Origin of the sequence: Micromonospora sp. NPDC023956 (genome assembly GCF_040639195.1) — a bacterium.
Taxonomy (GTDB): domain Bacteria; phylum Actinomycetota; class Actinomycetes; order Mycobacteriales; family Micromonosporaceae; genus Micromonospora.
Window position 1 is genome coordinate 76,529 of sequence record NZ_JBEZZN010000002.1, and the last position, 22,251, is coordinate 98,779.

Consider the following 22,251-nt stretch of genomic DNA (forward strand, 5'->3'; position numbering starts at 1 on the left):
GGACGGCGGCCAATGGGAAGTGTTTCCCAGCGTCACCGTCCGGTGTCGACCGCCGGGGGCCGCGCCGGTATCCGCAGCGCGGCGGCGATCCGCTGCCGGCGCGACGACGCCACGGCGAGTTGCCGCCGTACCGTGTCGGCCAGGGCCCAGGCCCGCTCGGCGTCGGCGGTCGTCACCGCGGCCGGACCGTAGGCCGCCGCGTCGACCAGCGCCACCAGTTCCCGCGCCGGCAGGTCGGCCGCCGGGGCCCGGCCCGTCAGCGTGGCCCGTGTCTCGCCGGTCGTACTGGCCCGGGAGACGGCGACTCCCGTCTCGGCACAGCGGTCCAGGGTGTCCCGCCAGGCGGCGAGCAGCCGACGGCCGGGGTCGTCGAGGCGACGGCGTCTGGCCCGTACCGCCCACTTCACCGCCGGTGGCGCGCCCACCGCGACGACCAGCGTCAGGACGACCAGCACCGTCACGGCGAGCCAGGGTGGACCCGCCCCGGGCCGTCCGGCGTTCGCACCGGCGCCGGGTGGGGTGGCCGTACCGGTGGAGCCGGCGGGGGTCGGTGCGCTCAGCGTGCGCTGCGGCTCGGGCGGGCTGCTCGGGGGCGGTTCGGCCTGGTCCGGACGGCGGTCGCCGGACCGACCCGGGGTCGGGTGGAACGGCACCCAACCGGCCCTGGTGAACCGGACCTCCGCCCAGGCGTCCACGTCCCGGCCGGTGATCACGCGACGGTCGGCGTTGCCCGTCCGGGGACGGAACCCCATCACCACCCGGGCGTCGTAGCCGAGCGCCCGGGCCAGCACGGCGAACGCCGACGCGTACTGCTCGGCGGTGCCGTTGCGGGTGTCGAGCAACTGGTCGATCTGGTAGAGCCCGTGCCCGGCCGGTGGCCGTCGCGAGGTGTCCAGCCGGTAGCCGCCGGTACGGGCGAAATGGTCGGCGAGCCGGCGCAGGGCCGGATAGCCCGCGCTGGCCCCGGTGATCGAGGTGGCCTTGGCGAGCAGCCCGGCCGGCACCGACCCGGCCGGCACCGCGCCCGGAGGGAGCGCGGCCGGCGGATCGACCGGCAGGTCCGCCAGCTCGAAGCGGGGTACGGCGCTGCGCACGGTGTACCCGTCCGGCGCCGGCCGGTTCTCCGGAAAGATCACGTCGCCGGTGGCCCGGTCCACCCCGAGCCCGCCGAGCGACACCTCGACCGGTCGCCCGGCGCTGACCAGCCACTCGATCGGGCCCCGCTGGTCGATCCGGATCTGCTGGGTGACCAGCTCCGCCGGGCCGGTCGGGGCGGGTAGCTGTCGACCGGCCCGCCAGTAGGTGGCCGCGCTGGTCCAGTAGGTGCCGTCGAACCGGTCCAGGGTGGCGTACCGCAACCGTTCGGTCGCCCCGTCACCGGTGACGGTCAGCCGCAGGTTGAGCTTTCCGGTGCGCAGCGCCGGGAACTGGGCCAGCGGGCTGCTGCCCGTACGCGGCCGTACGGGTTGCGCGACCAGGTCCCGGGGATCGGGTGGGGTCCGGTCGCCGGACGCGGTGACCAGGGCCGGCCCGAGCAGGCTGGCCCCCGCCCCGGCGGCCAGTACCAGCACCAGACCGGGCACGCCGACCAGCCGACCGGACGGCCCGGCGGTGGCGGTAGCCGTGGTGGCGGTAGCCGTGGCGGCGTCGGTGGCGGAGGCCGTGGTGGAGACGGTGGCCGTGGCGGCGGCGGAGGTGGTCGTGGAGGGGGCGGCGCTGGCGGTGGCGAGCATCGCCAGGACGGTCCCGGCCACCGCCGGTGCCAGCCAATCCGGGACACCGGTGGGCGTGGTCAGGCACAGGCCGGCGGTCATCGCCAGCAGCGGTACCGGCAGCGCCCAGGGCACGGCGGCACGCCGCAGCGACGGTTCCACCGCACCGATGCCGGCGAGCCCGGCGAGCACGGCCACCAGGGCCAGCTCCGGCCCACCCGGATCGATCGGCGGCACGGAGGTGAGCAACCGGTACGGCCCGTCGGTGACCCGGGCCGGGCTGACCAGCCCGACGTAGCCGACGAGCACCAGCAGCTCGACGGTGAGGCGGGTGACCGGCGGAATCCGGGTGGTCATGGCGAGCAGCAACCCGGCCACCGCCGGCAGCAGGGCGGCACCGGCCGTCGGCAGCAGGTAACCGGGATCGGCCAGGGCCTGACCGGCGCTCCGGCCGAAGAGTCCGGCGAAGGCGACCACCGGTGCCAGGGCGAGCAGGCCGGCCAGCACCGACCTGGCCAGGAGCCATCGACTCACCGGCGACCTCCCGCGAGTCCGCTGTAGGCGGTCGCCGCCGTCCGGGCCCGGTCGGCGCGGATGACCACCAGGCCCCCCTGGGCGCTGACCGACGTGCCGGCGGCCGGCTCCGTGGCCGGGGTGGCCGGCCGGGGCGGAACAGGGCCGTCCGGCGCGACGGCCGGCTGCGCCGACCCGTCGGCGACGAGTTGCACCAGCACGATGCCGCCGAACCGGCGCAGCTGCCCGACCAGCGCGGGTGCCAGCGCCGGATCCGCCCCGCTGACCACCACCAGCCCGCCCCCGGCCGGGGCGCGGGCGACCAGCGCCAACAGGTCGGTCAGGGCGAGGTCGTCGGTACGGCCGGCGGCGGCCAGCCGGTCCAGCGGGCCACGGGCCCCGAGCCGGGCCAGCTCCGCGACGTCCTCGCCGAGCACCGCGAGGTCGACCACCTGACCGGAGCGGCTGGTGGAGACCACCACCGAGGCGGTCAGCTCCACCGCCTCCTCGAACAGCTCCGGGTCGAGCACGGCGGCCCGGGTGTCCAGGAGCACCGCCGCGCTCGGTTCGGTGGTGTCCACCCGGTCCTGGACGACCAGCTCGCCCAGCCGGGCGGTGGACCGCCAGTGGATCTGCCGGGGATCGTCGCCCGGCCGGTACTCGCGCAGCGCGGCAAAGGCCATCGAACCCCGCAGCGCCCGGTCGGTGAGCCGTCCCTCGAAGTCGAGGACCGGGCCGATCGGCAGCGGGCGGACCGGATGCACCCGGGGCCGCACCCAGACCCGGTCGGGTGCGGCGAGGGTCTGGGTACGGCGGGCCAGCCGCAGCGGGTCACGACGGTGCAGCCGAACCGGCCCGAGTCGCAGCACGCCACGATCGGCGGTCGGCACCGGATAGCCGAGGCGGGTCGTCGCGCCGGGCGACAGCGGGGGCACCACGACGCGCAGCCCGCTGCCGTGGTCGTCCCGATCGGCCCGGGTCCGGCGGCGGAGGAAGACGGACCGCCCGGCGGGGTCCGCGCCCCGGTCGACGGGGGCGGAGGTGGTGCCCCGGCCGGCGGGGACGGGGTTCGCGGCCGGGCCCGACGCGGTGAGCCGGCCCAGCGCGGTCAGCCCGTCGACCGCCTCGAACCGGCCGGTGGGCAGGCGTCCGGCGTTGACCACCTCGAGCCAGCCGGTGACCTGGTGGCCGACGGTCACCCGGTGCGGGGCGACGGTACGGGTCACCCGGACCCGGGCCGGCAGCCGGACCAGGAGCACGGCGGCCAGCACCACCACCGCACCGGTGGCACCGAGCCCGCCCAGCGTGGGATGGCCGCCGAGGGTGCCGGCGGTGAGCAGCACGATCGAGCCCAGGGCCACCGCCAGACCGGTGCCGGTCAGCCCGGTGGTTCGGCGCAGGCGGCGCATCAGACCGTGGCCGCCAAGGGCACGGGTACCGTCGCCAGCACGTCGCGCAGCACGTCGTCGGCCGAGCCGCCCTCGATCTCGGTGGCGGAGGCGAGCAGCAGCCGGTGCCCGAGGGCGGGCCCGGCGACCGCCTTCACGTCGTCCGGTACGACGTAGCCCCGACCCTGCCCGGCGGCCCAGGACTGGGCGGCCCGGACCAGGGCCAGACTGCCCCGGGGACTGGCCCCGAGGCGTAACCGCTGGTCCCGGCGGGTGGCCTCGGCGATGCGGGCGACGTACTCGGCCACCGCGTCCGCCACGTGCACCCGGCTGACGTACTCGATCATCCAGCGCACCTGCTCGACGCTGGCCACCGGGGAGAGTTCCGGGGCCCCGCCGTCCCGGGACCGGCCGACCAGGATGTCCCGTTCGGCCGCCACGTCCGGGTAGCCGACGGAGATCCGCAGCAGGAAGCGGTCGAGCTGCGCCTCCGGCAGCCGGTAGGTGCCGGCCAGGTCGACCGGGTTCTGGGTGGCGACGACCAGGAAGGGTGCCGGTACCGGATAGCTGCGACCGTCCACGGTGACCTGCCGCTCCGCCATCACCTCCAGCAACGCCGACTGGGTCTTCGGCGAGGCCCGGTTGATCTCGTCGGCGAGCACCAGGTGGGCGAAGGCCGGTCCGGGCCGGAAGTCGAAGGTACCGGTGCGCTGGTCGTACACGGTGGTGCCGGTGATGTCCGACGGCAGCAGGTCCGGGGTGAACTGGATCCGGTGCCAGCTGGCGTCCACCGAGGCGGCGATCGCCTTGGCCAGGGTGGTCTTGCCCACCCCTGGCACGTCCTCGACCAGCAGGTGACCGCCGGCGAAGAAGCAGGTCAGGGCGAGACGTACCGCCTCCGGCTTGCCGGACAGCGCCCGGCTGACGTTGGCCCGGACCGCCTCGTACCGGGCCGCGAAGTAGGCGGCGGGGTCCTGGCCGGCCTCGGAATTGCTGGTGTTCACGCGATCCTCACTCTGGGAGTCGGTCGGACGGCCGGGTACGGCGGGCGACGCGGGTCGCCGGGTGGGGGCGTCCGCCGGTACGGCCGGCGGGCAGCCGGTGGGTCAGCCCGGGTCCCTGGCTGACTGTCGGCCGTCGGCGGTCAGGCAGGCCGGTTCGGCCGGTGCCGGTGGCTGCCGGTCGGTGACCACCAGCGCCCACACCCGGTAGCAGTGCCGGGTACGGCGGTCGACGCCGGGGATCAGGTACGGCGGCACCTTGCCGGCAGTGACCTGACCGATCTTCGTGTCGTCCCGCCAGATCACGTACGAGTCGAAGCCCGGCAGCTTGGACTGGTCACCGAAGTCCAGCCGTACCGTGCCGGCACGCGGGCTGCTCGCGGTGACCGGCAGCGGATACAACTGGGCAGCGGGACCGGTGGGGGCGGCGACGACCGGAGGGGCCGGTCGGGGATCGTCGTCCGGTCGGCCCAGCCACACTCCCACACCTGCGCTGACCAGGGCCAGTACGGCCAGCCCGGCGGCCGGGGCCAGCCAACGACGACGCTTCACCGGCTCGGTTCGGGCCGGCTCCGGAACCGGCACGGTCGCGCCGGTGGTGGCCAGCACCTCCACCGCGCCCGCTGACCGCACCGCCCCGCTCGACGCCGTGCCGGTGGACGCCGCCCCGCTGGACGCCGTGCTGCCGGTCGACGCCGTGCCGGCGGACGCTGCCCCGCTCGACCCCGCCCCCGTGGACGCCGCCCCGGTGGACGGCGTGCCGGTGCGGTCGGCTCCGGTCGACCCCGTACCGGTGCGGTCGGCCCCGGTCGGCACGGCCGGTGCGTCCGTGCCGGTCCGGCTGGCCGGGGTGGTCCCGGCGTCCGGGTCCGGGCGGAAGTTCTCCGGATCCGGCGGGCCGAGTGCGGCGACCGGGGTCGGCTCGAAGCGCCATGCCGGCTGCCCCGCCCCGGTGGTTCCCGGTACCGGCGGCAGCGGCGGCGGGGCGTCGACCGGCAGTGTGCCGGCCGGTGCGCCCAGGGCGGTCAACCGCTCGGCGAGCCGGGTCGGGTCCGGCCGGTCCTCCGGACGCTTGGCCAAACACTGGCGCAGCAGGTGCCACAGCGGCTCGGCCAGCTCGTCCGGGCGGACGGGCTCGTCCTCGATGTGTGCCCGCAGCAGCCCGAGCGGGTGCTCGGACGCGAACGGCCGGCGGCCGGCCAGCAGTTCGTAGCCGAGCACGCCGAGGGCGTACACGTCCACCGCCGCTGTGGCGGTACGGCCCAGGGCCAGTTCGGGGGCGAGGTAGGCGGGGGTGCCGACGGTGTGGCCGTGCTGGGTCAGCGTCTGTCCGTCGGCGACCTGCGCCACCCCGAAGTCGGTCAGCCGGGACCACGGCTCCCCACCCCGCCAGGTGATCAGCACGTTCTCCGGTTTGACGTCCCGGTGCACGATCCCGGCCGAGTGCACCGCGGCGAGCGCGGCGGCGACCTGGGCGAGCACGGTGAGCGCCCGGTGCCGGTCGAACGCGCCCCGGCCGGCGGCGACCCGCAGGTTCTCCCCGGTGACCAGGTCCATCACGATCGCCAGGGTGTCGCCCTCGACGACCAGGTCGTGCACCGGCACCAGGTGCGGGTGGCGCAGCGCCCGCAGCACGTTGCGTTCGCGCAGGAAGCGGGCCACCGCGGCGGGCTCGGCGGCGTACTCCTCCCGCAGGGTCTTGATCGCCACCGGCGCGTCGTCGACCAGGCGTCGGCCGCGCCACACCCGACCGTGCGCGCCTTCTCCGATCGGGCGGTCCATCACGTAACGGCTGCCGAGCGCGACAGCCTGCACGGCCGGCGGGGCCGGTGCGGCGGTGGGCATGGTCGGCGGCAACGTGGGTTGCCCCGCCGGGTCTGCGTCCGGACTGGTCATGGTTTCCACGGTGATAGGGGTGCGGTCGGACCGGTGCGGGGGCGCCCGATGCTCCGTTCTGGACGCCACCGTGGTCGTACCATAGCCGTCCGCCTCCGGCGTCGGGCGACTCATCCGTGCACCGCCAGCTCGGGCAGGGGAATCTGGAGTTGACTGGCCCGTCGGCGCACCATCAGCAGCCCGCGACCGGGCGGCCAGGCACCGCAGGTCGAGCGGGGCAGTTTGACCTCGAACAGGTCACCGTCGACGTGGGACACCGGGTTGAGCAGCAGCCCGGCCTGGGCCCGGCACATCCGGGCCAGCCAGCCCCGGTAGCGCAGTTGGACCAGGTCGTCGGTGGTGCCGGCGGCGAGCAGCAGGTTGCCGGTGTCCCGGGCCTGCCGGGCCAGGTCCTCCAGCAGGTGCGCGGCCGACCCGTCGGCGAGCAGCTCGGCGTCGTCGACCAGCACGGTGACCGGGCCGGGCAGTCCGGCCAGCACCGCCGCCAGCTCGGCGTCGGCCCGCGGTCCGACCAGGACGGCCGCCACGCCGGGTCGGCCGGCCAGCTCCTGCACCGGGGACGGGCGGGGGCAGAGGGCCACCACCGGCAGCGCCTCCGGCCGGCGCAGCAGCGAGTCGGCCAGTGCCAGCAGAGCCCCGCTGCGCCCGGTGCCGGGGGCCCCGGCGACCAGGAAGGTGTGCCCGAGTTCGGCGAGGTCCACGTCGACCGGTCCGAGATGGTCCCCGCCGACGCCGACCGTACCGACGGTGGGCCGGGTCGGCCGCGGGCCCCGGCGCAGCGCGTCGGCCTCGACGGCGGTGATCGTCACCGGCAGCGGATCGACCCGCTGGGGCAGCAGCTCCGCAGGCAGCCCGTCCCAGCGGGAGCGGGTCGCCAGGACGTGCCGCCGCACCGCTGCCGCCTGCACCGTGCCGTCCGGGTCGGGGTCGAGGAGCGCCACCTGGAACATCGTGTTCCCGGGCAGCCCGATGGCCCGCCCCGGCGGCATCGACCGCGGGGCCTCGCGCGGGTTGATGCCGTACGCGGCCAGGTCGTCCGGGTCGGCGTGGCCCAGGATCAACCGGGTGGCCACCGCCCCGGCGAGTCGGTGGGTGAACCCGGACCGGTCGGTGGCGAGCACGGTCACCACGCCCACCGCCGGTCCCCGGCGCAGCAGGGAGTCGAGCAGGTCCACCAGCCGTCCGCCGTCGGTCTCGCCGTACCGGGCGACGAACGTCTCGTACCGGTCGAGGATCAGCACCAGGTAGGGCAACGCCTCGGTGTCGGCGACGGCGGCCCGCTGCTCGGCCAGGGCCGCGTACCCGCCGCTGGCCAGCAGCCGCTGCCGACGGCCGATCTCGGTGTCGAGCAGGGCGAGCACCCGGGCGGTGCGGTCACCGTCGTCGCCGTCGACGTACGCGCCGCAGTGCGGCAGCCCGGCCAGCGGGGCCAGCGCCCGGTTGCCCTGGTCCAGCAGGTACAGGTGCAGGTCGGCCGGGCCGGTCCGCCGGGTCAGCCCGACCACGAGCGCACGCAACAGGGTGGACCGGCCGCTGCGGGACATCCCGGCGACCAGCACCGGCCCGGTGCGCTCCAGGTCCAGCAGGTACGGGCGCTGTGCCTGCTGCTCGGGATGGTCGGCGAGCCCGATCGGCGCGGCCAGCGCCCCTCCGCCGGTGCCACCGGGCAGTTCGGCGTCGACCACCAGCTCGGGCAGGGGCGGCAGCCAGGGGCTCTCCGGCGTACGGATGCCGGCCGCCTCGGCCGCCTGCCGGATCGCCGTGACCAGGACGGTCAGGTCGGTTTCCACCTGGTCCGGCACTGCCGGGCCGGCCGGCCCGACCGGCGATGGTCCCGACGGCGGGGTCGCCCCGCTGCTCGGGGCCGGCCGGTGCCCAGCGGCCGGTGGCGGGGCGGCCGGTGGCAGGGCGGCCGGTGGCGGGGCGGCCGGTGGCGGGGCGGCCGGTGGCGGGGCGGCCGGTGGCGGGGCGGCCGGGGCGACCCGCCCCAGCTCCCGGACCCGGCGGGGACGCAGGGCCACGCTCGTCGGTTCCGCCGTGGCCGTCGCCCGGGGCCAGCCGATCCGGGCGGTCTGCACCAAGGTCAGGTCACTGTGCCCGGCCCGCAGGTACGCCCGTCCGGGCTGGTGTCGGGAGAGCCGGGCGGCGTCCGGTACGTCCACCACGTCCGCGCTGTCCGCCGCGCTGGTGACCCGCAGGCAGATCCGCAGGTTGAGGTTGGCGCGCAGCTCCGCGTTGACCGAGCCGGCCGGTCGTTGGGTGGCCATCACCACGTGCACGCCGAGGCTCCGCCCGCGCATGCCGATGCCCACCACCCCGCTGACGAACTCGGGTACCTCCTCCACCAGCGAGGCGAACTCGTCGATCACGATGACCAGCCGGGGCAGCCGCCCGCCGGTGATCGCCCAGTAGTCCTCGATGTCCTTCGCCGCCGCCTCGGCGAGCAGCGCCTCCCGGCGGCGCAGCTCGGCCCGCAGCGCCGCCAGGGCCCGGTTGACCAGGTGCCCGTCGAGGTCGGTGACCATGCCGACGCAGTGCGGCAGCTGGGCGCACTCGGCGAACGCGCTGCCACCCTTGTAGTCGACCAGCACCAGGGAGAGCGCGTCCGGGGTGTTGCCGAGCGCCAGGCCGGTGACGAGGGTCTGCAACAGCTCCGACTTGCCGGCCCCGCTGGTGCCGGCGATCAGCGCGTGCGGGCCGTCCCGACGCAGGTCGACGGTGATCGGCCCGTCCGGCCCGACGCCGAGCAGCACCCGGGTGGAGCGTCCGGCCGGCTCGGCGGCCCAGCGCTGCTGGATCCGCGCCGGCCCCGGGGTCCGCCCCAGACCGGCCAGCTCCAGCAGTCGGACCGTCTCCGGTACGCCGCCGCCCTCACCCCAGCGCTCCCCGAGCACCCGCAGCGGGGCCAGCGCGTACCCGAGCCGGGCCGCAGCGGGCGGGTCGAGGCGGTCCAGCAGCACCCCGGCCAGGTCGGGGTGCTCCGGTCGGCGCACCACCGCCCGGGTGCCCGAGCCACTGGTGACCACCACGGTGGCCCGGCACTCCCCGGGCAGTTCGGTCTCCAGCGCGTCCAGACAGATCGCGTACACCCCCACCTCGGGGCCGTCGGCGAGCAGTTCGGCCAGGCCGGGCAGGCCCCGCAACCGGCGGGCCCCGTCGGCCACCAGGACCAGCCGCCGACCGGCCGGCGCGCCGGCCCGGAGCGTGGCTGCCCGTTCGGCCCGGCGCTGGTCGACGATGCGGCGCAGCCCGGCCAGCCGGGCGCGGGCCTGCTCGGCGTCGGTGGCGACCATCCGGTCGCACTCCAGGTCGGCGGTGTGCGGCAGGGTGTGCGGCAGCCAGCTCAGCCAACTCCAGTCGTCGGCCTCGTCGCCCCCGGTGAGCAGGACGACCCCGACGTCGTGCGGGGCGTGCAGGGTGGCCAGCTGGGCCAGGACCGCGCGGACGGTGGCCAGCAGGCCGGGCCGGGGACCGGCCAGTCCGAGCACCCCGGCGACGGTCAGGTCCACCGCGACCGGGCTCTGCGCCACCACCGGCAGCTCCAGGGGCTCGGCGGTCGCCTCGAACTCGGCACCCGGGCCGGTCAGGACCGCCTCCACCGTCGTCGACGCCAGCCCCACCCGCAGCCGCAGGAAGTCGGCGTCCGTCGGTCGGCGTTCGAAGAGCCGCCGGGTGGGTCCGGTGGCCGTCCGCAACAGGCGTCCGGGGTCGGGCAGCTCCTCCCGCCGGGTCCGCCCCTGTTCCTCGGCGAGGCGGTCCAGGCGCTCCGTCAACTCGGTGCGCTGCCGCTCGTACTCGGCCAGCGCCAGGCGGTACTCCCGACGACCGCCGCGCCGGTCGGAGAAGACGTTGGCCAGCAGCAGCAGGGGCGAGAGCGCCATGAACAGCAGCAGGTAGCCGGCGTTCGGGAAGATCGCGTACGCCACCCCGGCCAGCAGCACGGGCAGCAGGATGGCCAGCAGCGGGAACCGTACGGTGCGTGGCGGTTCGGGGCGGCGGGGCACGGTGAGCCGGGGGGTGGCGGCCCGGACGGCGATCCGCGGCGGCCGGTTGTACTGGATGGTGCCGGTCGCGTCGACCGGCTCGACCGGGGCGTCGGCCGGGTCCACCGGCCGGAGCGTCAGCACCGTCTCGCCGACGCCGAAGACGTCCCCGGGAGCGACCGGGGTCGGCGCGTCCAGCCGGACGCCGCGCCAGGCCGTACCGTTGCGCGAGCCGGCGTCGGCCAGCTCCGCGGCGCCGTCCGGTCCGGTCGTCAGGCGGGCGTGGAACCGGCTCACCTCCGGATCGGTCAGCACGAGGTCAGCCTCGGGTGACCGGCCGACGGTGAGGCCCGTGCCGGGACGGAACGAGGTGGCCGCCACCCCACCGGCCCCGCCGACGACGGCCACCTCGACCGCGCCGGGCGTCTCGGCGCCGGCCTCCCCCGGGCGGGCGGCCACCTCGATCCGGCTGCCGGCCGGGAGCGGCAGCTCGGCCAGCCGGGCGGTACGGGACAACGGCCGCCCCCGGAGCCAGAGCCGGACCGGGGCGGTCCGCCCCACCGGACCGGCGTCCGGCAACGCCCGGTCGATCGCTGCGACGAGGTCCGCCACGGTGGCTCGGGCTCCCGCCCGGACCACCATCGGGACCTCCCGTCCCCCCACCGCGATCCGTAGTTCCCGTTCCATCCCCGGCCTCCCGCGCCCCGACCCGTACCAGCCCGCCGACCGGTCAGCCGCCGGCCTGCTCCAGGGCGTCCGCGCGACGTCGGACCTCCAGGGCCGCGTCCTGGAGGGCGGCGGAGAGGCGGGTCAGCGCCGGCTCGTACTCGCTGCTCCAGGAGGTCCGGAACCGCTCGGCCGCCCCGCCCCGCCAGTAGGTGTTGGCCAGTTCGGTACGCAGCGCGCGCAGCAGGCTGTCCACCGCCGAGCTCTGCCGGTTGAAGTTGGTGTTCAGGGAGTGCAGTTGGCTGATCTCGCCACCGATGACCGACATCGGATCTCCTTCGCTGGTCGGCGTCGTCGACCACGCTAGGCAGCGGTCCCGGCCGGCGACATCGGAAAGGCTCCCCAAACCGGGGCGGTCAGCGACGGAGCAGGGTGAGGTCCTCCCGGGTCACCAGGCCCCGGCTGATCGCGTACTCGGCCAGGTTGGTGAGCGCGCTGAAGCCGGTCATGTTGGGCACCCCGGCGGCGTGCAGCCGGGTCCGCAGGTACTCGATCCGCTTGACCAGGGTGCTGCGGGGCCAGCCGAGCCGGGCGGCGGCCGCCGCGTAGCTCTTCGGATAGGGGTCGTAGCGGGGCAGTTCCTCGAGGTAGCCGGCGAAGAGCGCGACCATGGCCAGCCGGTCCGCCTCGCTGATCATCACCTCGGCGCCGACCGCGGTGGCCTCCGCCACGTCCGCCGGAGGCGCCGCCCCGGCCGGTACGGGATCCGTCGGCGGCAGCAGGGTCAGGCCGTGCTGGCCGTGCGTGCCGTCGACCAGCACCTTGGTCGGGCTCTCCACCGCGATCCGGCGACCGGGCGCCAGCACCGAGCGGAAGCCCAGGTCGTCCACGACGGAGAGCGGACGGGTGGTGGAGCTGTTCGTCAACCACCAGGTGTCGCCGTCCCGGGCCACCGTGCCGGCGATCCGGGAGATGCCGGTGTCGGTAGGGTCCAGGCAGATGGTGCACTCCCGGATCCGGCCGAAGGTCAACCGTTGGTCCGGGTCGAGTTCCACTGTGTGGTCGGCCGCCTCGATCCGCATCCCTGTCACCGGTTCCGCTCCTTCCCGCGTCCCCTGGGGATCCTTCCCCATCCGCCGGGCCCGCCGACCGCCGCGACCCTCGCCTATTCTCGGACACTGCCGCCTCACCGCGCCGATGCCGCCCCGGGCGCCCGCGGCCTACCGCGTTCTCTGGAGGGTTCCCATGTCCGGCTCCACTGGAGCAGACCGATCCACCTCACCGCCCCGGCGCGGTCCGCGCGCGCTGCGCCGACTGGCCGCCGTACGGCCCGGTCGGAGTGCGCTCACCGGGACCCGACTCAACCGGGTGCTGCTGGTGACCGCCCTGGTCGTCGCGGGGACCGCCTTCGCCTTCGGTACCGGCTACCGGTCCTCCCGGGCGGCTTTCGACGACGGCGGCGCGTACCTGCAGAAGTCGTCGCGGGTCGTGCACGTCAACGCGGACAACCGGGACATCGACGCGCGGACCGCCAAGCGGCTGGCCACCGGCCGGCAGACCCTGGAGGTGGTCCAGGTCGGACCGGAGCTGGTCTACGTGGTCAACAACGAGACCGGCGTGGTCACCCGGCTGCCCACCGAGTCCCTGGAACCGGAGCCGGTGCAGCGGCGGCCGGACTCCAAGGGCAAGCTCTCCGTGGTCAGCGGCGGCGGGTCGACCTACCTGGTCGACGCCGAGCAGGGCACCCTCAACCGGTTGGAGCGCAAGGACGGTCCGGGCGCGCCGGTGCCCGCGCCGCGCGTCACCGCGGCGGTGGTCGACGGCAACGGCACCGCCTGGGCGTACGCGCCGGAGAGCGGCGAGCTGGTGCAGATCAGCGGTGGTGCGGTCACCGGCAAGCAGCGGGTCACCGGCAGCGGTGAGCAGGTCGCCCTGACCCTGGTCAGCGGTGCGCCGGTGCTCTACCGGCCGGAGACCGGACAGGCCAGCCTCTACGGGCCGGACGGGCTGCGTCGCCAGCTCGACCTCGACGCCCGGTACGGGGTCGCCTCCGCCCCCGGCGCCCCCACCCACCTGGCCGTGGTGGTGCCGAACAGCGGCGAACTGGTGATCGCCGACTTCGGCGACGGCGAGGTGCGGCGCATGACGCTGCCGGACCGGGTTGGTCACCAGTTCGGCCCGCCGGTGGTCCTCGGTGGACGGGTGTACGTGCCGGACTTCACCACCCGGCACGTGCTGGTGGTCCCGGTGGCCGAGCTGCGGGTGGCCACCTACACCACCGTGCCGGGCACCTCGGCCACCTTCGAGGTCACCGTCCGGGACAGCCGGGTGTGGATCAACGACCCGCACGGCACCGGCATCGTGGTCTCCTTCGACACCAACGGCCGCTCCACCGAGATCGACATCACCGGTCGGGGGGACGACCCGAAGAAGCCGAAGCCGAAGCCGAGTAGCTCGGCCACCCCTCCGCCGCCCAAGACGCCCCGGCCCAGCCCACCGCCGCGCCCGGCGGAGTTGCTGACCGTCCCGGACCTGGTGGGGTTGGACCGGACGGCGGCCTGCGCCCGGCTGGAGCCGAAGCTGCGCTGCGTGCCGGTGGCCCAGCCGGACGGCGCGGGCGAGACCGACCACGTGCTGAGCACGAATCCGCCGGCCGGGTCCCGGGTCGGCGAGGGCCGCTCGGTGACCGTGGTCTACCGGGGTCCGGCCCGGGTGCCCCGGGTGGCCGGGCTTCCGGCCGGCGAGGCCTGCCAGGCCCTGATCGCCGCCCGGCTGAAGTGCGTGGAGCGGGTCTCCGGCCTCGCCGTGGACGGCACCACCGTGCGGGTGGTGACCGGGCAGAACCCGGCACCGGAGAGCGCGGCGGACACCGACGCCCCGGTGGAGATCGTCTATCCGGCGCAGATCGCGGTCGGCAACTTCGCCGGGCAGCCGTACGACACGCCGTGCCCGGTGGGGCTGAACTGCGTGCCCCGCAACCTCGGACCGGGCACCCCGGCCTACGTGGTGGTGGCGCAGAGCCCCGCCGCGGGCGCCGGCGCGGACCCGGGCTCGAACGTGGTGCTGGACCACTATGCGCACTCGGCCGTACCGAACCTGGTCGGGATGAGTCCGGACCAGGCGTGCGCCGCTCTCCAGGCGGTGCAGTTGGGCTGCACCCGCAACGACAACGCGGTCACCCTGACCGTCAACCAGGTGCAGGCCCAGGACCCGGCGGCCGGGGCCGCACTGCCGGCCGGCGGAGCGGTGACCATCACCTACGAGTCGACCCCGGCGGTACCGCTGCACCGGTTCAAGGCACCGGCACCGAACCGGGCCAACTTCCTCTCCCCGGGCGGCGGCGGCCCCGGCGGCTGGAGCCAGCAGTCCACCATCGGGCAGGTCTACCCGCCGGGGGCGGCGCAGAGCGGCGCGGTGCCGGGGTTGAAGGTCATCTACCAGTCGCGTTGTGCCGCCAACTGCGGTGAGGTGGGTGGCTACTACTTCTCGGACAACCCCCAGGCGCAGCAGAACTGGGTGATGGAGGGGCCGGCCTTCGCCTGCTTCCAGGACAGCCAGCCCGGCACCGTCCCGTTGCACGCGCTCTTCCACGGGGCGGGCGCCGTCTGGGTCTGGGCGCAGCCCGGCAGCGCGGAGTACACCTACTTCAAGGAGCGCGGGTTCGACCACCACTTCGAGTTCGGTATCTGCCACGTCTGGCCCCGCCCCTGACCGAACGCTGCCCGGCCCCCGGCGCTCCTCCGACACGAGGTCGGCGACCGCCGAGGTCCGGGCAGCGGGGGCACCGCCCCCGTCGGCGGATCGCTATCCGCCCGCTGCGGTCCCCGGGGTGTCGACGGCCAGCGAGGGGAGGCGGCGCACCGCCCGGACCGCCCGTCGGGCGACCGGCACGCCCACCGCCAGGACGACGACGACCTGCGCGCCGGCGACGGCGAGGAGCAGGGTGCGCTGCGCCTGTGCGCCGTAGTCCGGCAGGGTGACCAGACGCAGGACGAGCGTGGTCGCGGTGAGCAGGGTGAACGCCAGTGACCAGGGCAGCAGCCGGGCCGACCGGTCGGCCGTCCGGAGCGCCAGGTGGACCAGCAGGGCGACGGTGACCAGGACGCACCAGAGACCGGGCCAGTCGAGCAGCCGGAGGGCCGGTCGGGTGGCCTGGAGGGCGAACAACGGGATCGGGACGGCGAGGATGCCGATCGGCAGTGCGAGCAGCCAGGGCCGGCGCGGCACCGGTGTGCCGTCGTGGGGAAACGCCGCCATGCCCAGGAGCAGGGCCACGTCGAGGAGCAGGCCCGCCCAGGGCGACACGGACAGCGGTACGGCACCGGAGGTCTGGGTAACGACGGTGGTGACCAGGGGCGGGACGACGGCGAGCAGGGCGACCGCCTGGGCCACCCGCCGGTGCCCGAGGACGAGCGCGAGGTAGGCCGGCAGCCAGGCGTAGCCGGTGAGGTCCCACGCCGCGCGCCAGGTGCTCGACGACGGGGTGAGCGCCAGGTCGGGCGGGGGCGTCGGTAGCCAGCCGATCCGGCCCGCCGACCACAGTGCGACGGCGATGCCCCCGGTGGCCATGACGGCGTGCGCGAGCACGGCCATCAGGGTGGCCAGCCGTACCGCCTCGCCCCAGGCGTACGGCCGGGGTGGCGCGTCGGCCCCGCCGAGGCGCAACCGGACCGCGAGGGAGGCGATGCTGGCGACCTCCGGCAGGGTCGGCCGACCGTGGTCGAGGAGGTCCCCGGTCGTCTCGGGGTCACCGGTGTCCATGCTGTCCAGGAAGGCGGCCACCATGTCGTCCTCCCACCGTTGCCGGTACGCGGCGGGCAGCAGCCGCAGCACCCGGCGGTAGCGCTCCTCCAGGCGGCTCACGACGGCGTCGCGTCCGCGATCGGGGGCCGCTGCCCCCGGAGCCGGGTCGAGGCGATGCGGGCGTTGGCCGCCAGCCGGTCGGCCTCCTCGGCGAGGGCGTGACGACCCGCCTCGGTCAACCGGTAGTACCGGCGCAACCGGCCCTGCCACACCTCCTCGCGGTCCGGCTCCACCAGGCCCTCACCGACGAGTCGGTCCAGTGCCCCGTACAGGGAGCCGATCTTCAGCCGTACCCGCCCGTCCGACGCGTCCGTCACGTCGCTGACGATGCCGTAGCCGTGTCGCGGCCCGGCGAGCAGCACGGTGAGGATGAAGAAGGCGGGTTCCGTCATCGCCCGAGAACTCATCGTGCCAATATAATGCACGACAAGATATCTTGGATACAGATAGTCGGTGAGCACCGGTCGACGACCTGCGCCCGGTCCGACGAGACCGCCGTCCTCCGCCGGTGCGGGCCCTGAACCGGGCCGGGGTGCCAGGGTCCGGGACGGGTCCGGGTTCGCGCCGGATGTCGCCGACCCCGCCCGCTGCCAGGCTGGGGCGGTGATCCTCGACGATGCCCGGCGTACCCCGTCCCCCTGGTTGCGGCCGGCGGCCGTGACCGCACCGCTGCTGCTGCTCGGCTACGGCCTGCTGCGGCTGCTCGACGGTCTGGACGGACACCGCGACAAGGGCGGCTGGGAGTGGATCGTCGGCCACGTCCTGTTCCTGCTCGGCATCCTGGTGTTCGCGGTGCTGCTGGTGTGGTTGCGCGACCTGCTCCGGACGCGGCTCCCCCGGCAGGCGACCGTCGTGGACGTGGCGACCCTGGCCGGGCTGACGGGAGCGGCCGCGTTCGTCTGGGTCATCGTCGGGGACCTGTTCCCCCGTTTCGCGGAGGCGGTCGGCACCCCGGACCCGGTGCTGCTCGGCGGACCGCTGCTGTTCCAGCTCGGACTGCTGACCCTGCTGGTGCTGGCGGTACGGGCCCGACTGGCACCGGTGTGGGGGCCGGTGCTGGTGCTGGTCGGCTTCACGGCGATCGCCGTGAACCTGGACCTGCTGCCGGTCGGCGCGGCGCTGGTCCTCGCCGGGCTCTTTCCGCTCGCCGCCGCCCCGCGCGCCGGCTGAACCGGCCGGCCCCCAACAGCCACCGGTCAGCGCCGCCTCAGCTCCGACCGTCGCACCGCGCGCCCACCGGTCAGCGCCGCTTCAGCTCCGACTCCAGTCGCTGGATCATGGTCTTGCGGGCCTTGCCGCCGCGCTCACGTCGCAGGGCCGCCCGGAGCTGGCGCGCGTCGAGTCCCCGCACGAGCTTGCCCGCCTCGGCCACCGGCAGGTCCGTCAGCTGCTCGGGCGAGCTGGCCTCCCGGCGTGCGCGACTGGCCGGTCCCGTGTTGGCCACGTACTGCCGGCCGGTCCTGGAGGCCTTCCGCTTCCGCTCGTCGGTCGCGCGCCGTTCCCCTTCCGAGAGCCGCTCCCAGGCTCGTTTGGGCAGGTAACGGCCTGTCTCACCGTTGCCGCGCGCGCGGGTGGTGCCCTCCTTGGTCTGCCACTGTTCGCCACCCCACCGTTGCAGGGACCGCTGCCGCTGGTCCTTCGGCCCCTGGTAGCCCCCGCCACGCTTCTGGTACTCCTTGGTGAGCAGCTGCGACTTGCGTGCCGACCACTGTCCCGGCCGGCCGCCCCTGTCGGAGGCCCTGATCTCCGCCTTGATCTGCTCCCGGAGTTCCGGTTTCGTGTACCGCGCCATGCCGTGTCGTTACCCGCCGCCGGGCGGTGTGAACATCACCCCGGCCGCCCGGATCGTCGCCGGGGCCGGCACCCCGCCCGGCCGCACCGGAAGCGCTCACTAGTCGAGAGCCGGCAGCGTGGCCTTGCCGTTGTCGACGAAGACGAAGGTGGTGTCGGGCTTCCCGTTCCCCGCCGCCTCGGCCACCAGGCCGGTGTCGGCGGCGGTCCGCAGGTGGAGGTTCCCGTCGCCACGGATCACGTACGTCGGGCGCCCCTTCTCGTCGGTGGCCCGCGTCCGTTCCAGCGTGAAGAGCTGTCCGGCCGCCGAGGTGTCGCAGCCGGCCGCCACGACGGTGGTCGGGCCGGTCCCGTTGTCCCGCAGGCCCATGCAGAACGGCTCGCCACCGGTGCCGACCTTCGCCGTCTTGATCTGATGCCGGTCGCCACCCACCGGGTCGAGGACGAACAGGGTGTACTCCGCCTCGCCGTCGGTGAGGTTGAGTCGCCCCTTCGGGTCGACGGCCAGGATCGCCTCGAAGGAATCGACCGGCACGATGACGACCTGGCGTTCACCTCGCAGGATGGCCTCGCCTGCCCCGCCGCCACCGCCCGCCGGGGGCGAACCGGTGGTCGTCGGTGACGTGCTGACCGACGGTGTGGTCTGCGGGTCGCCGGTCGGGGCAGCTGTCGTCGTGCCGGCCGAGGAGGCCTCGGTGGGCTCCCCGTCCGGGTCGGCGGCGCATGCCTGCTGGGTCACCAGCAGGCCGGCACAGAGCGCCGCCACCAGGCCGGAACGGGCGGAACGGGCGGAACGGGCGGAACGGGTGATCGGACGCTGCATCTCGGATGCCTCCTCAACTCACCGGGCGGCTCAGCGGGCCGTGACGGTCGGTGGAGGCCGTCGGCCCGACCACACCTCGTCGGACCATTCCGTATGCTCGTTATCCATCAGGATCAAACCCGGCAGAGGTAAACGGCAAGCAGGACGCCGCCGACCGGCCGGAACCGGGTCAGCGGGTTCGGCGTCCTCGACGCGGCGCGCCTGATCCCCCGAGCCGTCCAGCGCGGTCCGGTCCGGCCACTGCCGGGGAACCCCGCCGGCAGCCGGACGCCTCCCGACCGGGCGGGATCAGCGTTGCCAGCGGACGACGCCGCCGACGACGGTGAGCGCCACCGTGAGGTCGCGCAGGCCCGCCGGCTCGACCTGGTACGGGTCGACCGGCAGCACGATGAAGTCGGCGAGCATCCCCGGGCGCAGCCGTCCCTTCAGGTGCTCCTCGTACGAGGCGTACGCACCGGCGGCGGTGAAGCCGTGCAGCGCCGCGTCCAGGTCGAGCCGCTCGTGCGGGTCGACCCCACCGGGCGGGGTGCCGTCGGGCTGCTGCCGGGTCACCGCGGCATGGATGCCGTGGAACGGGTCCGGGTCCTCGACCGGGGCGTCCGACCCGAACGCCACCGTCGCCCCGGTGTCCAGCAGGCTGCGCCAGGCGTACGAGGCCAGGTCCCGCCCGGCGAGCATCCTGCTGGTCAGCGGGATGTCGCTGGTGCAGTGGGTCGGCTGCATCGAGGCGGTCACGCCCAGCCGGGCGAGCAGCGGCACGTCCGCCGGGCGCAGGTGCTGGGTGTGTTCGATCCGGTGCCGCAGTCGGGGCACCGCCCCGGCGGCGGCCGGGTCGGTGCACGCCGTCTCCTGCCAGCGGGAGTACGCGCTCAGCACCATCCGGTTCGCCTCGTCGCCGATGGCGTGCGCCGCGACGGCGATGCCCGCCCCGGACGCCTTCGCCACGAGCCGCTCGAACTCCTCCGCCGGGGTGACCGCGATGCCGTGGTTGTCCGGCTCGCCCTCGTACGGCTCGGTCATCAGGCAGGTGTGCGAACCGAGCGCCCCGTCGGTGAAGATCTTGACCGGGCCGGTACGCAGCCAGCGGTCCCCGTCGCCGGTCGCCCAGCCCCGGTCGATCGCCTCGTCCAACGCGGTCGACGGGATCGACTTGTGCACCCGCAGCGGCAGTTCGCCCCGGGCGTACAGGCTCTCGTACGCGGCCCGGCAGTCCTGCCCGTCGAGGTCGTGGATGCTGGTGAGGCCGACGGCGAGCAGCCGGGGCAGGTGGGTGCGCAGCTGCTCGACCAGGTCCCCGGTGAGGGAGGACCGCATCAGCTCGTAGGCCGCGTCGCCGGCCGCCTCCCGCAGGATGCCGGTCGGCTCGCCGCGCTCGTCGCGGACGATCTGTCCGCCGACCGGGTCGGGGGTACGGGCGTCGATGCCGAGCCGCCGCAGGGCGGCGCTGTTGACCCAGGTGGTGTGCCCGTCGATGCTGGGCAGCACGGCGGGCCGGTCCGGGCAGACCCGGTCCAGGTCGGCCCGGTTCGGCTGCACCGGCCGGGCCCACCGGTGGCTGTCCCAGCGACCGCCGAACAGCCAGGCGTCGGCCGGCAGGCCGGCGGCGTGCCGGGCGATCCGGGCCAACGCCTCGTCCAGGCTGGTGGTGCCGCGCAGGTCGACCTGCTCCAGGCCGCGTACGTAGAGCGCCGAGTGGATGTGACTGTCGATCAGTCCGGGCAGCACGGCCATCCCGCCCAGGTCGACCCGGCGCGCCCCGGCGCCGGCGCGGTCCCGGCACTCGTCGCGGTCCCCGACGGCGACGATGCGCTCGCCGCGCACCAGCATCGCCTCGGCGTACGGACGGGCGGGGTCGAGCGTGTGGATCCGGGCGTTCTCGAAAACCGTGTCGGTCATGGGGGCCTGATTCGACGGTCGGGCAGGGGCCACCATGCTAGTGCCGCAGCACGTCGGTCCGTGGCCCCGGACCGCTGGTCCGGCACGGGGTCCCGCAGCGTGCCGGCCCCCGGAGGGCCCGGCGGCCGGCGGTGGCGGGTGCGGCGGCTCCGCACCGTACGGAGCCGCCGTCGGCCGCGACGCGGCCCCTTCCGACTACTTGGCGGCGCTGCCGAACGCGCTGGACAGGTACCCGCGGGCGTCGGCGATGGCACCCTCGATGATCCGGGCCGCCTCGCGGGCCTCCTCGGGCCGGTGACCGGCCTGCACCTGGAGCCGGAACCGGGACGACCCGGTCGGGGTCACCGGGAACTCCACCATGAACGCGAGCACCCCCCGGTCGAAGAGGAGCCGGTTCGCGATGCGGGCGAGCTTCTCGTTGCCGATCAGCAGCGGCACGATCGGGGACGGCTCGCCCATGCAGGTCAGGCCCCGGCCGGTGAGTTCGTCGCGGAGCGCGTGGATCGCGGTGAAGAGCTTCCCGCGCAGCGCGTCCCCCTCGGCCGACGTGATGATCCTGGCCGCCTGCAACACCACCGCCGTCTGCACCGGCGAGAGCGCGTTGGAGAAGAAGTGCGAGCCGCCGAACATCTTGATGTACTGCTTGAGCGCCGGGGAGTTGGAGGCCACGAAGCCGCCGTTGGAGCAGAACGTCTTCGAGAACGCGCCCATCACGATGTCGATCTCGCCGAGCAGGTTCTGCAGGCCCAGCACGCCGGTGCCGCCCGGTCCCATCGAGCCGAGGTCGTGGGCGACGTCGACCAGCAGGGTGGCGTCGTACTCCCGGCAGACCCGCTGGAGGGTGACCAGGTCGGGCCAGTCGGCGTCCACCGAGAAGAGGCCGTCGGTGACCACCAGGATGCCGTTGCGGGTGTCGGTGGCCCGGATCTCGACCAGGTGCTGACGGACCGCCTCGACGTTGAGGTGCTCGTAGCGCACCACGTTGCGGGTCGCGGCCCGTGCGCCCTGTTGCAGGCAGGAGTGCGCCAACCGGTCGATCAGGATGTGGTCGGACTGGCGGACCAGCCCGACCACCGCGCCGAACCCGGCCGCCCAGCCGGTAGGGAAGAGCGTCACGTGGTCGAGCCCCACCAGCTCGCCGAGGGCGGCCTCCAGCTCGTTCGAGATGTGGGTGTTGCCGAGCACCATCGGCGAGCCGGCGCTGTGCGGACCGTAGTCGCGCATCGCCCGCGTCGCCGCCTCGCGGATCGCCGGGTGGGTGTTGAACGACAGGTAGTCCTGGGAGTTGAAGTTGATGCCCCGGGTCCGCTTGCCGAGGTCGTTGGTGATCTGGGCGACGCTGTCCGGGGCCGCCTCCAGCACCCGGGAGTACTGCCAGGTCTCCGTCCGGCGGCGGGCCTCCACCCAACCGTAGAAGTCCTCGGTGCGGTCCAGCAGGTTCCGGCCGGCGGGCCGGTAGAAGTCGTAGGCGTTCTTGTCCAGCGCGTACTCCTCGTCGGGGTCGACGGGGTTGCGCAGGTGGGCCGGCTCCCACATCTCGGTCAGGTCCTCGACGATCCGGGCGAGTTCGCCGTCGGCCCCGGACGCGTCGAGGGTCGCGAAGTCCTCCCAGGGGATGTGACCGGCCCAGTTGCGGGTCATCTCGGAGATGTCGTCGGCGGTCCGCGCCATGGTCTCGACGTCGCCCCGGCGGGCCGCAGCGAGGATGACCTCGATCAGTTCGCCGTCGTCACGCTGGTGCAGCTCGGTGGTGGTCATGAAGTCGTCTCCCGGGGCGAG

General features: G+C 75.0%; 15 protein-coding genes. 2 read left to right on the forward strand and 13 right to left on the reverse strand.

The genetic code is table 11. From position 1 onward, the window contains the following. Positions 1–32: 32 nt before the first annotated feature. From AB0F58_RS02795 to AB0F58_RS02825, 7 genes are all read right to left on the reverse strand, one after another. On the reverse strand, positions 33–2,246 hold the full coding sequence (locus AB0F58_RS02795; RefSeq protein ID WP_357136978.1) for a transglutaminase domain-containing protein: 2,214 nt from the start codon (positions 2,244–2,246) through the stop codon (positions 33–35). Beyond that, positions 2,243–3,634, reverse strand: coding sequence for a DUF58 domain-containing protein (locus AB0F58_RS02800; RefSeq protein WP_357136981.1), 1,392 nt, complete (start codon positions 3,632–3,634; stop codon positions 2,243–2,245). The genes AB0F58_RS02795 and AB0F58_RS02800 overlap by 4 nt, the downstream gene beginning before the upstream one ends. After that, on the reverse strand, positions 3,634–4,617 hold the full coding sequence (locus tag AB0F58_RS02805) for a MoxR family ATPase (RefSeq protein ID WP_357136983.1): 984 nt from the start codon (positions 4,615–4,617) through the stop codon (positions 3,634–3,636). Before AB0F58_RS02805 ends, AB0F58_RS02800 begins: the two co-directional genes overlap by 1 nt. 102 nt (positions 4,618–4,719) lie before the next feature. Further along, complete coding sequence (locus tag AB0F58_RS02810; RefSeq protein WP_357136986.1) at positions 4,720–6,510, reverse strand: serine/threonine-protein kinase; 1,791 nt, start codon at positions 6,508–6,510, stop codon at positions 4,720–4,722. 110 nt (positions 6,511–6,620) lie between these two features. Next, a complete protein-coding gene (locus AB0F58_RS02815; protein ID WP_357136989.1) occupies positions 6,621–11,180 on the reverse strand; it encodes an FtsK/SpoIIIE domain-containing protein in 4,560 nt (1,519 codons plus the stop codon). Between the two features lie 43 nt (positions 11,181–11,223). Next, positions 11,224–11,487 carry a WXG100 family type VII secretion target gene (locus tag AB0F58_RS02820; protein ID WP_357136991.1) on the reverse strand — a complete coding sequence of 88 codons (264 nt, stop codon included), beginning with the start codon at positions 11,485–11,487 and terminating at the stop codon, positions 11,224–11,226. Positions 11,488–11,575: 88 nt separating this feature from the next. After that, positions 11,576–12,250: an FHA domain-containing protein gene (locus AB0F58_RS02825; protein WP_357136993.1), complete on the reverse strand. Its 675-nt coding sequence runs from the start codon at positions 12,248–12,250 to the stop codon at positions 11,576–11,578. Positions 12,251–12,404: 154 nt separating this feature from the next. Between AB0F58_RS02825 and AB0F58_RS02830 the strand changes: the two genes are divergently transcribed. Further along, entirely contained in the window at positions 12,405–14,870 is a 2,466-nt protein-coding gene (locus AB0F58_RS02830) for a PASTA domain-containing protein (protein ID WP_357136996.1), read from the forward strand. A 93-nt stretch (positions 14,871–14,963) separates the two neighbouring features. Here the strand turns inward: AB0F58_RS02830 and AB0F58_RS02835 are convergent, their stop codons facing one another. Together AB0F58_RS02835 and AB0F58_RS02840 are read right to left on the reverse strand one after the other, a co-directional pair. Further along, positions 14,964–16,022: a hypothetical protein gene (locus AB0F58_RS02835; protein ID WP_357136999.1), complete on the reverse strand. Its 1,059-nt coding sequence runs from the start codon at positions 16,020–16,022 to the stop codon at positions 14,964–14,966. Then, on the reverse strand, positions 16,019–16,369 hold the full coding sequence (locus AB0F58_RS02840; protein ID WP_357137002.1) for a PadR family transcriptional regulator: 351 nt from the start codon (positions 16,367–16,369) through the stop codon (positions 16,019–16,021). The genes AB0F58_RS02835 and AB0F58_RS02840 overlap by 4 nt, the downstream gene beginning before the upstream one ends. 196 nt (positions 16,370–16,565) lie before the next feature. Here AB0F58_RS02840 and AB0F58_RS02845 point away from each other — a divergent pair, with 196 nt between their 5' ends. Beyond that, positions 16,566–17,132 carry a hypothetical protein gene (locus AB0F58_RS02845; RefSeq protein ID WP_357137005.1) on the forward strand — a complete coding sequence of 189 codons (567 nt, stop codon included), beginning with the start codon at positions 16,566–16,568 and terminating at the stop codon, positions 17,130–17,132. Between the two features lie 70 nt (positions 17,133–17,202). Here the strand turns inward: AB0F58_RS02845 and AB0F58_RS02850 are convergent, their stop codons facing one another. The 4 genes from AB0F58_RS02850 to AB0F58_RS02865 form a co-directional block, all read right to left on the reverse strand. Continuing rightward, complete coding sequence (locus AB0F58_RS02850; protein WP_357137008.1) at positions 17,203–17,754, reverse strand: DUF5872 domain-containing protein; 552 nt, start codon at positions 17,752–17,754, stop codon at positions 17,203–17,205. Between the two features lie 99 nt (positions 17,755–17,853). After that, positions 17,854–18,576, reverse strand: coding sequence for a hypothetical protein (locus tag AB0F58_RS02855; protein WP_357137009.1), 723 nt, complete (start codon positions 18,574–18,576; stop codon positions 17,854–17,856). Between the two features lie 288 nt (positions 18,577–18,864). Next, positions 18,865–20,472, reverse strand: a complete 1,608-nt coding sequence (locus AB0F58_RS02860) for an amidohydrolase (protein ID WP_357137011.1) — start codon at positions 20,470–20,472, stop codon at positions 18,865–18,867. A 195-nt stretch (positions 20,473–20,667) separates the two neighbouring features. Further along, complete coding sequence (locus tag AB0F58_RS02865; RefSeq protein WP_357137014.1) at positions 20,668–22,230, reverse strand: aminotransferase class I/II-fold pyridoxal phosphate-dependent enzyme; 1,563 nt, start codon at positions 22,228–22,230, stop codon at positions 20,668–20,670. Between the last annotated feature and the right edge of the window lie 21 nt (positions 22,231–22,251).

Bases quoted from the DNA above. Each gene is read 5' to 3' on its own strand.
- AB0F58_RS02800 (WP_357136981.1), bottom strand. From the start codon at position 3,634: ATGCGCCGCCTGCGCCGAACCACCGGGCTGACCGGCACCGGTCTGGCG.
- AB0F58_RS02810 (WP_357136986.1), bottom strand. From the start codon at position 6,510: ATGACCAGTCCGGACGCAGACCCGGCGGGGCAACCCACGTTGCCGCCG.
- AB0F58_RS02815 (WP_357136989.1), bottom strand. From the start codon at position 11,180: ATGGAACGGGAACTACGGATCGCGGTGGGGGGACGGGAGGTCCCGATG.
- AB0F58_RS02820 (WP_357136991.1), bottom strand. From the start codon at position 11,487: ATGTCGGTCATCGGTGGCGAGATCAGCCAACTGCACTCCCTGAACACC.
- AB0F58_RS02830 (WP_357136996.1), top strand. From the start codon at position 12,405: ATGTCCGGCTCCACTGGAGCAGACCGATCCACCTCACCGCCCCGGCGC.
- AB0F58_RS02840 (WP_357137002.1), bottom strand. From the start codon at position 16,369: ATGAGTTCTCGGGCGATGACGGAACCCGCCTTCTTCATCCTCACCGTG.
- AB0F58_RS02850 (WP_357137008.1), bottom strand. From the start codon at position 17,754: ATGGCGCGGTACACGAAACCGGAACTCCGGGAGCAGATCAAGGCGGAG.
- AB0F58_RS02855 (WP_357137009.1), bottom strand. From the start codon at position 18,576: ATGCAGCGTCCGATCACCCGTTCCGCCCGTTCCGCCCGTTCCGCCCGT.
- AB0F58_RS02860 (WP_357137011.1), bottom strand. From the start codon at position 20,472: ATGACCGACACGGTTTTCGAGAACGCCCGGATCCACACGCTCGACCCC.
- AB0F58_RS02865 (WP_357137014.1), bottom strand. From the start codon at position 22,230: ATGACCACCACCGAGCTGCACCAGCGTGACGACGGCGAACTGATCGAG.